The organism is Zoogloea sp. LCSB751, from assembly GCF_002028455.1.
Lineage (GTDB): Bacteria > Pseudomonadota > Gammaproteobacteria > Burkholderiales > Rhodocyclaceae > Zoogloea.
Map to the genome: position 1 here is coordinate 1 of NZ_MWUM01000115.1, position 330 is coordinate 330.

At 36.7% G+C, this 330-nt stretch carries 1 protein-coding gene; it reads left to right on the forward strand.

Translation table 11 applies throughout. The features are described 5' to 3' along the window. Positions 1-330 (forward strand): AAA family ATPase (locus B4920_RS25990; RefSeq protein ID WP_145954649.1); only part of this gene is annotated, 330 nt, incomplete at both ends.

Genomic DNA, 330 nt, shown 5'->3' on the forward strand with positions numbered 1-330 from the left:
ATATCCGCGAACATTTTTCAGCACTTTCATCACATGATTTATTTCGTGCGTTTGACAATTTGAAAATGTTGGGGATGCGCAAGTCAATTTCATTGAAAATTAGACTGCGTGATAGAAGTGAAATGACTTCTAGGGGATTTAGTGATGGTCAATTTCAAGCCGTTTATTTATATTCGATTAGTGAGTTATTTAAAGATACAAATAGTATTACAGTAATGGATGAGCCAGACTCTTTCCTTCATCCTGAATGGCAGGCACAATGTTCATCCCAAATTCAGGATATTTCAACCCAAGCAGCAGCAAAAAATCACGTTCTTATGACCACGCATA